At 72.5% G+C, this 11,782-nt stretch carries 9 protein-coding genes and 1 tRNA gene; 2 read left to right on the top strand and 8 right to left on the bottom strand.

Annotated features, from left to right (window positions below; genetic code table 11):
* The 6 genes from Q7T52_RS00050 to argS form a co-directional block, all read right to left on the bottom strand.
* On the bottom strand, positions 1-749 hold a 749-nt coding region (locus Q7T52_RS00050; RefSeq protein ID WP_304798202.1), incomplete at its 3' end, for a Rho termination factor N-terminal domain-containing protein.
* Between the two features lie 151 nt (positions 750-900).
* Positions 901-1,809 (bottom strand): homoserine kinase, encoded by a 909-nt coding sequence (gene thrB / locus Q7T52_RS00045; RefSeq protein WP_304798199.1) that lies wholly within the window; start codon positions 1,807-1,809, stop codon positions 901-903.
* 10 nt (positions 1,810-1,819) lie between these two features.
* On the bottom strand, positions 1,820-2,920 hold the full coding sequence (gene thrC, locus Q7T52_RS00040; protein WP_304798197.1) for a threonine synthase: 1,101 nt from the start codon (positions 2,918-2,920) through the stop codon (positions 1,820-1,822).
* Positions 2,917-4,245, bottom strand: a complete 1,329-nt coding sequence (locus Q7T52_RS00035) for a homoserine dehydrogenase (RefSeq protein WP_304798194.1) — start codon at positions 4,243-4,245, stop codon at positions 2,917-2,919. The genes thrC and Q7T52_RS00035 overlap by 4 nt, the downstream gene beginning before the upstream one ends.
* Positions 4,242-5,645, bottom strand: a complete 1,404-nt coding sequence (gene lysA, locus Q7T52_RS00030; RefSeq protein ID WP_304798191.1) for a diaminopimelate decarboxylase — start codon at positions 5,643-5,645, stop codon at positions 4,242-4,244. The genes Q7T52_RS00035 and lysA overlap by 4 nt, the downstream gene beginning before the upstream one ends.
* Positions 5,646-5,656: 11 nt before the next feature.
* Positions 5,657-7,312: an arginine--tRNA ligase gene (argS, locus tag Q7T52_RS00025; protein WP_304798189.1), complete on the bottom strand. Its 1,656-nt coding sequence runs from the start codon at positions 7,310-7,312 to the stop codon at positions 5,657-5,659.
* Between the two features lie 91 nt (positions 7,313-7,403).
* Here argS and Q7T52_RS00020 point away from each other — a divergent pair.
* Positions 7,404-7,476, top strand: a tRNA-Arg gene (locus tag Q7T52_RS00020).
* Between the two features lie 283 nt (positions 7,477-7,759).
* Here Q7T52_RS00020 and Q7T52_RS00015 read toward each other — a convergent pair.
* Together Q7T52_RS00015 and Q7T52_RS00010 are read right to left on the bottom strand one after the other, a co-directional pair.
* Positions 7,760-8,659, bottom strand: a complete 900-nt coding sequence (locus Q7T52_RS00015; protein ID WP_304798186.1) for an LCP family protein — start codon at positions 8,657-8,659, stop codon at positions 7,760-7,762.
* Positions 8,659-9,300, bottom strand: coding sequence for a hypothetical protein (locus tag Q7T52_RS00010; RefSeq protein WP_304798183.1), 642 nt, complete (start codon positions 9,298-9,300; stop codon positions 8,659-8,661). The genes Q7T52_RS00015 and Q7T52_RS00010 overlap by 1 nt, the downstream gene beginning before the upstream one ends.
* Positions 9,301-9,531: 231 nt before the next feature.
* On the opposite strand from Q7T52_RS00010, the gene Q7T52_RS00005 reads away from it, so the two are divergent.
* A partial coding sequence (locus Q7T52_RS00005; RefSeq protein WP_304798204.1) for a multifunctional oxoglutarate decarboxylase/oxoglutarate dehydrogenase thiamine pyrophosphate-binding subunit/dihydrolipoyllysine-residue succinyltransferase subunit occupies positions 9,532-11,782 on the top strand: 2,251 nt, incomplete at its 3' end.

Below are 11,782 nucleotides of genomic sequence, written 5' to 3'. Positions count from 1 at the left end.
GGCGGGCCGTCGGGCTGCCCGGCGCGGTTGCGGTCGCGGCCCCGGCGTCGCCGGTTGCGTCCGGTGCGACCCTCGCCGTCACCGTCCTGGCCGTCCTGGCTTCCCTGGCCGCCCTGGTTGCCCTGGCCGCCCTGGTTCCTCTGGCCGCCCTGGCCGCCCTGGTTGCCCTGGCCGCCCTGGTCCTGGCCGTTCTGGCCGTTCTGGCCGCTCTGGCCGCCCTGGTCGGACTTCTGCTCCGGCTTTCGGTCACGCTGCTCGAGCTGGTCCGGCTTCTGGTCCGGCTTCTGGTCGCGCTGCTGCCCGTTGCGCTGGTCCCGCTCGGGCTTCTGGTCCTGGTCGCGCTGGTCGCGCTGGTCCGGTTGCAGTGCCCGGTCCTGCTGGCCACGGTCCTGCTGGGCCGGCTCGGGCTCGCGGGCGCGCCGCTGCTCGGGCTGCCTGTCGGGCTGCCTGTCGGGCTGCCGGTCGGCGACGGGCTCAGGTGAGCGCCCCTCGGTCGCGGCGGGGCGCTCGGCCCGCGGCTCGGAGCCTTGGGCCGCGGGGGCAGTGGAGGCAGCAGGGGCAGCGGGGGCGGAGCCGCCGCCGGCCTGCGCGCCCTTGATCGCGTCGACGAGCTGGGCCTTCTTCATCGACCCGGCGCCCTTGATGCCCATGCCCCCGGCCATCGCCTTGAGGTCGGCGAGCAGCAGGCCGTTGAGGCCGCCGGCCCGCTTCTTGGGCGCCTTCTCGGCCGCCTCGCTGGTCTCGGTCACGTGAGGTCCTTCCCGCGCATACCCCGCCGTGGGCCAGGCCCGGCGGAGCGGTCGTCGCGGTGGTCGTTGCCCTCCCACAAGGACGAGGGAGAGGAGGGGCGCCGCGGAGGACCGCAGACGCCGCGCCGGGAAACCCCGGAGCGCGGCAAGGCTAGCACTCGACGACGTGCGCGCCAGGGACACCGACAGCGAGGTAGGTCGACCGCCAGCCGTCCGGCCGGCGCGCGAGCAGATCGTCGACGTCGGTGGCCGCGCTCGTCAGCACGAGCACGGTCGGTCCCGCCCCCGAGACGACCGCCGCGTGACCGTCGGCGCGGAGGGCGGCCACGAGCGCGAGCGAGGCCGGCATCGCCGGCTCCCGGTAGTGCTGGTGGAGCAGGTCCTGGGTGGCCGCCAGGAGCAGCCGGGGCTGACTGGCGAGGGCCGCGACGAGCAGAGCGGCCCGGCCGGCGTTGGCCGCGGCGTCGGCGTGCGGGACCGTGGCCGGCAGCAGGCCGCGGGCCGCCTCGGTGGAGAGCCCGCCGGGCGGCACGAGGACCACGGCGCCGATCTCGGCGGCCACCGGGGCCTGGACGCTCCAGAAGGCGCCGTCGTCGTGCCCGGAGATGGTGAAGCCGCCGAAGAACGCCGGAGCCACGTTGTCGGGGTGGCCCTCGATCTCGGCGACCAGCGCGAACGCCTGGTCGTCGCTCAACAGCTCGTCGCCCCGCTCGACCAGGGCGCGCGCCAGGACGACACCGCCGACGATGGCCGCAGACGAGGACCCCAGGCCCCGGGCGTGGGGCACGACGTTGCGGCAGCGCAGCCGCAGGCCGGGCGGGCGGGCACCGAGCGCGTCGAAGGCTGCCTGCATCGAGCGGACGACGAGGTGCGACTCGTCGAGCGGCACGCCGTCGGCGCCCTCCCCCTCGACCAGGACCTCGAGACCGCTGACGGGCAGCACCTCGCCCTCGAGCCGGTCCCACAGGTCGAGCGCGATGCCGAGGGTGTCGAAGCCGGGCCCGAGGTTGGCCGACGTCGCGGGGACGTCCACCCGGACCGGGCCGGACACGAAGGTCATCGGCGCCCCATCAGGTGAGGCCGGCCGCCGCTGCGGCCGCGGACACGTCGGCGTCGACGACGGTGTCGACCAGCGCGCCCACGCCCTCGAGCGCGGTCGCGGTGTCCTTGAGCCCGTGGCCGGTGACGGTGACGACGACCGTGGCGCCGGCGTAGGAGTCGCCCTGGCTGAGCTCCTGCAGGAGCCCGGCGATCCCGGCTGCGGAGGCGGGCTCGACGAACACGCCGTCGCGCGATGCGAGCTCACGCTGGGCGGCGAGGATCTGCTCGTCGGTGACGGAGGCGAAGCGGCCCTCGGACTCCTTGGCGGCCTGCTCGGCCAGGTGCCACGACGCCGGGTTGCCGATGCGGATGGCGGTGGCCCTGGTCTCGGGATCGGGGAACGGCTCACCGGTGACCAGCGGCGCCGCGCCGGCGGCCTGGAAGCCCCGCATGACCGGCCGCTTGGTCGCGAGCCCGAGGGCGGCGTACTGCGTGTAGCCGAGCCAGTAGGCCGAGATGTTGCCGGCGTTGCCGACCGGCAGCAGGTGGTAGTCGGGGGCGTCGCCGAGGTAGTCGACGATCTCGAAGGCCGCGGTCTTCTGACCCTCGAGGCGCACCGGGTTGACGCTGTTGACCAGCGCCACGGGGTAGTCGACGGCCAGGCCGCGGGCCATGGACAGGCAGTCGTCGAAGTTGCCGCGGACCATGATCACCTGGGCGCCGTGGAGGATCGCCTGGGCCATCTTGCCGGCGGCGATCTTGCCCTCGGGCACGAGCACGAGCGGCTTGAGGCCCGCCTTGGCGGCGTAGGCCGCCATCGAGGCCGAGGTGTTGCCGGTCGAGGCGCACACGACGGCCTCGGCGCCCTGGGCCTTGGCGACCGAGATCGCCGCGGTCATCCCGCGGTCCTTGAACGAGCCGGTCGGGTTGTTGCCCTCGACCTTGAGGTGGACCTCGGCGCCCGTCAGGCCCGAGAGCCACTCGGAGAGCACCAGGGGGGTACCGCCCTCGCGCAGGCTCACCGCCGGGGTGCCGGCGGGGATGTCGAGGAGCTCGCGGTACTCGTCGATCACGCCCCGCCACTGGTGGGTGTGGGTGCGGGTCGCCGGCGAGGTCGCAGGGCCGTTCACTCGTCTGCTCCTTCGACGCGCATCACCGAGGTGACGTCGCGGACGATGTCCATGCCGCGCAGGTGCTCGACGGTGGCGCTCAGCTGGGCGTCGGTGGCGCCGTGGGAGACGACGACGAGCTGGGCGTCGTCGTCGCGTCCCTCCTGTCGCACGGTCTGGATCGACACGCCGTGCTCGGCGAAGGCGAGGGCGACCGCGGCGAGCACGCCGGCGCGGTCGTCGACGTCGATCGCCACGTGGTAGCGGGTGCGGGTCTCCCCCATCGGCAGCACGGCGAGGGCGGCGTAGGCCGACTCGCCGGCGCCGCGGGTGCCGGAGACGTGGTTGCGGGCGACGGTCACGAGGTCGCCCATGACCGCGCTGGCCGTCGGTGCGCCGCCGGCACCCGGCCCGTAGAACATCAGCTGGCCGGCCGCGTCGGACTCGACGAAGACCGCGTTGTAGGCCTCGCGGACGCTGGCCAGCGGGTGGCTGCGCGGGATCATCGCCGGGTGGACGCGAACGGCGACCGCCTCCTCACCGTCGACGGTGCGCAGCTCGCAGATGGCGAGCAGCTTGACGACGCAGCCCATCTCGCGGGCGGAGGCGATGTCGGCGGCGCTGACCTCGCTGATGCCCTCGCGGTGGACGTCGGCGGCGGTCACCCGGGTGTGGAACGCCAGCGAGGCCAGGATCGCGGCCTTGGCGGCGGCGTCGAAGCCCTCGACGTCGGCGGTCGGGTCGGCCTCGGCGTAGCCCAGGTCCTGGGCCTCCTCGAGCGCCTCGGTGAACCCGGCGCCGGAGGTGTCCATCTTGTCGAGGATGAAGTTGGTCGTGCCGTTGACGATGCCGAGCACGCGGGTGACCCGGTCACCGGCGAGGGACTCGCGCAGCGGGCGCAGGATCGGGATCGCCCCGGCCACGGCGGCCTCGTAGTAGAGGTCGCGGCCGGCCTTCTCGGCGGCCTCGAACAGGGTCGGGCCGTCCTCGGCCAGCAGTGCCTTGTTGGCCGACACCACGCTCTTGCCGTGCTCGAGCGCCGAGAGGATCAGCGTGCGCGCCGGCTCGATGCCGCCGATGACCTCGACCACCAGGTCGACGTCGTCGCGCGCCACGAGGGCCTCGGCGTCGGTGGTGAGCAGTCCCTCCGGGAGGGTCACGTCGCGCGGCGCGTCGATCCGGCGCACGGCGACCCCGGCGAGCTCGACCGGACGCCCGACCCGGGCCGCGAGGTCGCCGGCCTGCTCCTCGAGCAGCCGGACCACCTGGGACCCGACCACGCCGCAGCCGAGGACCGCGACCCTCAGCGGTCCGGTGCCGTTGCCGTTGCCAGCCCGGTCATTCATGAAGCACCCACGTCCGTCGCCAACAAGTCGTCCTCAGTCTCCCGTCGGAGCAGGATCCTCGCCGCGCCGTCCCGCACCGCGATCACCGGGGGCCGCAGCGCGTGGTTGTAGTTGGAGGCCATCGAGCGGCAGTAGGCGCCGGTGCCGGGCACCGCGAGGAGGTCGCCGGGGGCCACGTCACCGGGCAGGAACTCGTCGCGGACGACGATGTCGCCGGCCTCGCAGTGCTTGCCGACGACGCGGGCCAGCACGGGCGGCGCCGCCGAGACGCGGCCGGCGAGGGTGCAGGAGTAGTCGGCGTCGTAGAGCGCGGTGCGGATGTTGTCGCTCATGCCGCCGTCGACGCTGACGTAGGTCCGCACGGCGCCGCCGTCGAGCGCGACCGGCTTGACCGTGCCGACGGTGTAGACCGTGCACATCGACGGGCCCACGATCGCGCGGCCGGGCTCGATCGACAGCCGTGGCGGCTCGATGCCCAGCCCGCGGCACTCCTGCTCGACGATCGTCGTCATCTCCCTCGCCAGCTGCGCGGGCTCGGACGGGTCGTCCTGGGTCGTGTAGGCGATGCCGAAGCCGCCACCGAGGTCCATCTCGGGCATGGTCACGCCGAGCTCGCTGCCGACCCGGGCGTGGAGGCGGAGGACCCGTTTGGCGGCGATCTCGAAGCCGGAGGAGTCGAAGATCTGGCTGCCGATGTGGGAGTGCAGGCCGAGCAGGTCGAGGCCGGGGGTCTCGTGGACCCGGCGCACGGCCTCGTAGGCGTCGCCGCTGGTGATGGAGAACCCGAACTTCTGGTCCTCGTGGGCCGTGGCGATGTATTCGTGGGTGTGGGCCTCGACGCCGGCGGTGACCCGGACCATCACGCCCTGGCGGGTGCCGAGCTCGGCGGTGATCTGCGCGAGCCGGTCGACCTCGGCGAACGAGTCGAGGACGATGCGGCCCACGCCGGCGTCGACGGCCCGGCGGAGCTCGGGGTGGGTCTTGTTGTTGCCGTGGTAGCCGATCCGGGCCGGGTCGACGCCGGCGCGCAGCGCGACGGTGAGCTCGCCGTTGCTGCAGACGTCGAGGTGGAGACCCTCCTCGGCGACCCAGCCGGCGACGGCGGTGCAGAGGAACGCCTTGCCGGCGTAGTAGACGTCGTAGTCGGCGAAGCCGTCACGGAACGCCCGGGCCCGGGACCGGAAGTCGTCCTCGTCGAGGACGTAGGCCGGGGTGTTGTGCTCGGCGACCAGGTCGGCCACCGCGACCCCGCCGACGACGAGGTCGCCGTCGCGCTTGTGGGCGGTGCTGCTCCACAGCAGCGGGACCAGGGCGTTGGGGTCCTCGGGCGGGCTCAACCAGGCGGGTCCGCGCAGGGCTCCGGGCGCGTGGGCCCAGCCGGCCTCGTGGGTGGTGCTCATGGGGGTCCCGTCTACATCCGCTCGGGCGCCGAGACGCCGAGCAGGCCGAGGCCGTTGGCGAGGACGACCCGGGTGGCGTCGACCAGCAGCAGCCGGGCCCGGTGGAGGTCGTTGGTCTCCTCGTCGCCCATCGGCAGCACCCGGCAGCTGTCGTAGAAGCGGTGGTAGGTGCCGGCGAGGTCCTCGAGGTAGCGGGCGACGCGGTGGGGAGCCCGCAGGTCGGCGGCGCTGGCGACCACCTTCGGGAAGTCAGCGAGCGACCGCAGCAGCACGCCCTCCTTCTCGTGGGTCAGCAGCTCGGGGTGGGACTCGGCGACGACGCCGAGGTCGGCGGCGTTGCGCAGCAGGCTCGAGACCCGCGCGTGGGCGTACTGGACGGTGAACACCGGGTTGTCGTTGGACCGTCGCGCCCACAGCTCGAGGTCGAGGTCGATGCTCGAGTCAGAGGAGTAGCGGGCCAGGGCGTAGCGGGCGGCGTCGACCCCGATCGCCTCGACCAGGTCGTCGATGGTGATGACGGTGCCGGCTCGCTTGGACATCCGCAGCGGCTCGCCGTCGCGCAGCAGGTTGACCATCTGGCCGATGAGGACCTCGAGGTTGACGTGGGGCGTGTCGCCGAACGCCTCGCACATCGCCATCAGCCGCGTGACGTAGCCGTGGTGGTCGGCCCCGAGCATGATGAAGCACCGGTCGAAGCCGCGACTGCGCTTGTCGAGGTAGTAGGCCAGGTCGCCCGACAGGTAGGCACCCTCGCCGTCGGACTTGATGATCACCCGGTCCTTGTCGTCACCGAACTTCTCGGTGGCCAGCCACAGGGCCCCGTCCTTCTCGTAGGTGTTGCCGAGCTCGGTGAGCCGCGCGACGGCCGTGTCGACCGCCCCGCTCTTGTGGAGCTCGTCCTCGTGGAAGTAGACGTCGAAGTCGACCCCGAAGTCGTGCAGCGACTTCTTGATCTCGGCGAACATCATGTCGACGCCGACGGCCCGGAAGACCTCGTTGGCCTCGTCGCGCGGCAGCCCGGCGACCTCGGGCCGCTGGGCGGAGACCGCGGAGGCGATCTCGTGGATGTAGTCGCCTCCGTAGCCGTCGTCGGGCGCCGGCTCCCCCAGGGCGCTGGCCAGCAGCGAGCGGCTGAACCGGTCGATCTGGGCGCCGTGGTCGTTGAAGTAGTACTCGCGGGTGACCTCGGCCCCCGTCATGGCGAAGATCCGGCCGAGAGCGTCGCCCACCGCCGCCCACCGCACGCCGCCGATGTGGAGCGGCCCAGTCGGGTTGGCGGAGACGAACTCGAGGTTGATCCGCTCGCCGGCGAAGAAGTCGGACGAGCCGTAGGCCGCGCCCGCGGCCACCACGTCAGCAGCCACCTGGCCCTGCGCGTCGGCCGCGACCGTGACGTTGATGAACCCCGGCCCGGCCACGTCGACCGCGGCGATGCCGTCGCTGTCGCGCAGCCGCGCGGCCAGCAGGTCGGCGAACGCTCGCGGGTTGGTGCCGGCCTTCTTGGCCAGCTTGAGCGCGACGTTGGTCGCGTAGTCGCCGTGGCTCTTGTCGCGCGGTCGCTCCACCGTCACCTCGGCCGGGACGCCGTCGGGCAGGACGAGCTCGCCCCGGTCGACGAGCGACGCGAGGGCGTCGACGATGGTGGTCGAGAGCTGAGCCGGATTCACCGGTCAAGCCTATCGGCGCCAACCGGTTTCCTTCTCACCAGTGACGCCCGGTAGTGTCCGCAGCGCGCCGTACCCCTGTGGTCGGGCGCGAGCCTCCGTAGCTCAGGGGATAGAGCACTGGTTTCCGGTACCAGGTGCCGCAGGTTCGAATCCTGCCGGAGGCGCTGTTTCATTTGTCGATGGTGGCGGCCTCGGGCCGCGGGCCCGCGCTACCTGGTGGCCGCTGCCGCGGTCTGGGTCTGCGGGCCCGGCCGGCCCGGCGGCCACCCCATCGACGGTGCGCCGTGTGGTCGTCCCTGGTTCGTGGCCCGGGCGCCCATCTGTGGTCGGGACCTCGCCCCCTGTCCGCGGTCGCCTCGGCCTCCGCCACACGGTGGTCGAGCCGCGGGGACGGAGTCACCGCGTGTCGAGACCTCCGCAGCGACGAACCGGCTCCACCACCACCGGTCAGCAGTCGCTGATGACCGCGTCCTTGCGGGCGTCGTCGCCGTAGCGGCGGGCGTCGGCGGTGTAGGGGGTGACGACGGAGGCGCCGTTGATCGTGGCGATGCCGCCCTGGACGACGCAGCCGGTGATCTTGCCCGGCTTGACCTGGGCGATGACGTGGGCGAGGCGGAAGAGCTGGGCCGGGCTGAGGTCGGTGTCGGTGTGCTGGAGGACGCTGAGGACGCCCCCCTCGATGAAGCCGGGCACGTCGACGCCGCCGGCGATCCGCGCCTGGATGCCGCGCAGGACGATCTGCTGGTTGGCGGAGCGGTCGAAGTCACCGGCCGGGAGCGACTTGCGGATGCGGGAGAAGGCCATGGCCCCGTAGCCGTCGAGCCGGATGCGGCCCTCGCGGAACCCGTCGTCCTTGAGGTTGACGTCGGAGAACTCGCGCGGGTTGGTCACGGTGATGCCGCCGATGTCGTCGACCATCTGCTCGAAGAAGGGGAACCGGGTGACGAAGACGTAGTCGGGCTCGATGCCGACCAGGTCGCCGACGGCCTCGCCGAGCAGCTGCGGCCCGCCGTAGTAGAGCGCGGCGTTGATGCGGTCGGACCCGACGCCGGGGATCGAGACGTAGGAGTCGCGCGGGATGCCGATGGTGGTCGCTGCGCCGGTGCGGGTGTTCATCCCGACCAGCTGGAGAGCGTCACCGCGGGTGCGGGTCATGTCCTCGCCCGGTCGGGCGTCGGAGCCCACGCCGAGGATCCAGACCATGTCGTCCTCGAGGGCGACACCCTCGGCGTGCTGGAACTCGACCAGCACGACGCGCGTCGACGCCGTCCCCGAGTCGGGTACGACGACGCCGAGGGTCGCGAGCAGCGCCACCAGGACGGCGTAGCGACGGATCCGGGTGCGCATCACAGGTCGCCCCTCCGGACGTCGTAGCCGAACACGCTCCAGCCGTCGCCGGCCACGTAGGTGAGGTAGAGGTGGCCGCTCACGCGCTCCTCGCGCTCGGCGCCGGTGTCGCCGGCGCGCGCCATCCCGAGCCGGAACTGCACGGTCACGCCCGCGGCGCGCCCGCTGTCGGCCAGCACGTCGATGCGCACCCGGCGTGCGAGGGCCCGCACGCCGAAGGTGGTCGTGCCGACCGCGGCGTTGCTCATCAGACGGGTGTCGCGGACGGCCTCGGCCCGGGCGCGCGGGGTGAACACGCCGAACGCGTCGTCGAAGTCGGTGCGGGGGTAGTCGCCGCCGAGGTAGGCGGCGTCGAACCACTCGTCGACCGTCTCGCCGATCTTGTCGCGGAGCTGGTCGCGGTCGGCCCGGGGCAGGCGCCCGCCGGTCACCGTCCGGATCGTCACGTCGGTCGTGACCGGGGCCGCGGTCGGCGTCGACGGTGAGGCAGCCGACGTCGACGTGGGCCCGTCGGGCCCGGGGTCGTCGCTGTCGTCGCTGCACCCGGCAGCGACGGCGGCGACGACGGTCAGGGCGACCACGGGGGCGACGAGGGTCGGCGTACGGATCATGGTGGGACGGGGGCTCCAGACGGCGGTCACGTGCGTGGCGTGTGTGGCATCGACAACAGGGTGCCGCAAAGTGCACCCGCAGCCGCGCATTTGCTGGCGCGTGGGTCTAGCCTTGTGAGTGCTCCTCGTGCATCCCTCCAGCACACCCGCCATCACCCGGAAGAGGCGATCCCAGCCGTGCCGCAGTCGTCAGGCCCCTCCACCAGCTCCACCGAACCGTCGGCCTCTGACTTCGGGCCCAACGACTGGCTCGTGGAGGAGATGCGGGAGGCCTACGACGCCGACCCCGCCAGCGTCGACGAGACGTGGGCCGCGTTCTTCAAGAACGGCGGCGGCAACGGCGGTCCGGGCGCTGCCAACGGCAACGGCGCCCCGGCTCCGGCCGCGAAGGCCGAGCCCACGTCGGCCCCGGCCGGGAGCGAGTCGAAGGCTGCTGCCCCCAAGGCTGCTCAGCCCCAGGCCGAGCCGAAGGCTGCCCCCAAGGCCGAGCCGAAGGCTGCACCCAAGGCAGAGCCCACCCCGGCCCCCAAGGCCGAGAAGCGCGAGCCGACCAGGGCCGCCGAGCCCGCCAGGACGAGCAACCCGACGCCCAAGGAGTCGAAGCCGCCGGAGCCCGCGACGGCCAAGGACGAGCCGACCTACACGGTCCTGCGCGGCGCCCCCGCCCGTACCGCGGCCAACATGGATGCCTCGCTCGCCGTGCCGACGGCCACGTCGGTGCGCTCGGTACCGGTCAAGCTGCTGTGGGACAACCGCATCGTCATCAACAGCCACCTCGCCCGCGCCCGCGGCGGCAAGGTGTCCTTCACCCACCTGATCGGCTACGCGCTGGTCAAGGCGGTGCGGTCGATGCCCGAGATGAACAACGGCTTCGAGACCCGCGAGGGCAAGCCCAACCTGATCACGCCGGCCCACGTCAACCTCGGCCTGGCGATCGACGTCCCCAAGCCCGACGGGAGCCGCCAGCTGCTGGTGCCGTCGATCAAGGCCGCCGAGTCGATGGACTTCGCCGCGTTCTGGACCGCCTACGAGGACGTCGTCCGCAAGGCCCGCGACAACAAGCTCACCGTCGCCGACTTCCAGGGCACCTCGATCAGCCTGACCAACCCCGGCGGCATCGGCACCGTCCACTCCGTCCCGCGCCTGATGGCCGGGCAGGGCGCCATCATCGGCGTCGGCGCGATGGAGTACCCCGCCGAGTGGCAGGGCGCCTCCGAGGTCTCGCTGGCCCGCAACGCGATCAGCAAGACCATGACGCTCACCTCGACCTACGACCACCGGGTCATCCAGGGCGCCCAGTCGGGCGAGTTCCTCAAGCGCGTCCACCAGCTGCTGCTGGGCGAGGAAGGCTTCTACGACGAGATCTTCCGCTCGCTGCGCATCCCCTATGAGCCCATCCGCTGGGGCAGCGACATCGCCACGTCGCACGACGACGACATCAGCAAGCAGGCTCGCATCCTCGAGCTGATCCACGCCTACCGCGTGCGCGGTCACATGATGGCCGACACCGACCCGCTCGAGTACCGCCAGCGCACCCACCCCGACCTCCAGGTCGAGTCGCACGGGCTGACCCTGTGGGACCTCGACCGCGAGTTCGCCACCGGCTCGTTCGGCGGCAAGGGCCGTCCGTTCATGAAGCTGCGCAACATCCTCGGCATCCTGCGCGACTCCTACTGCCGCACCACCGGCATCGAGTACATGCACATCATGGATCCTGAGCAGCGCCGCTGGATCCAGGAGCGCGTCGAGCAGCCGCACTCCAAGCCGCCGCGCGAGGAGCAGCTCCGGATCCTGCTCAAGCTCAACCAGGCCGAGGCCTTCGAGACCTTCCTGCAGACCAAGTTCGTCGGCCAGAAGCGCTTCAGCCTCGAGGGCGGCGAGACCACGGTCCCCGTGCTCGACGAGCTCTGCGAAGCAGCGGCCGAGGCCGGCCTCGACGAGGTCGTGATGGGCATGGCCCACCGCGGCCGTCTCAACGTGCTGGCCAACATCGTCGGCAAGAAGTACTCCCAGATCTTCCGCGAGTTCGAGGGCAACATCGACCCGCGCACGGTCCAGGGCTCCGGCGACGTGAAGTACCACCTCGGCGCCGAGGGCGAGTTCGTGGCCGGCTCGGGCGACACCATCAAGGTGTCGGTCGCGGCCAACCCGTCCCACCTCGAGGCCGTCGACCCGGTGCTCGAGGGGATCGCCCGCGCCAAGCACGACGTGCTCGACCGGGGCGCCGAGTTCCCCGTGCTGCCGCTTCTGGTGCACGGCGACGCGGCCTTCGCGGGCCAGGGCGTCGTGGCCGAGACGCTCAACCTGAGCCAGCTGCGCGGCTACCGCACCGGTGGCACGATCCACGTCGTCATCAACAACCAGGTCGGCTTCACGACCTCGCCGGGCTCCTCGCGCTCCTCGCTCTACTGCACCGACGTGGCGCGGATGGTCCAGGCGCCGATCTTCCACGTCAACGGCGACGACCCCGAGGCCTGCATCCGGGTCGCCCGGCTGGCCTTCGAGTACCGCC

This window comes from Nocardioides sp., from assembly GCF_030655615.1.
Classification (GTDB): Bacteria; Actinomycetota; Actinomycetes; order Propionibacteriales; family Nocardioidaceae; genus Nocardioides.
Note: the sequence above shows the minus strand (reverse complement) of the source record. Positions and strands in the feature narration are given on the sequence as shown.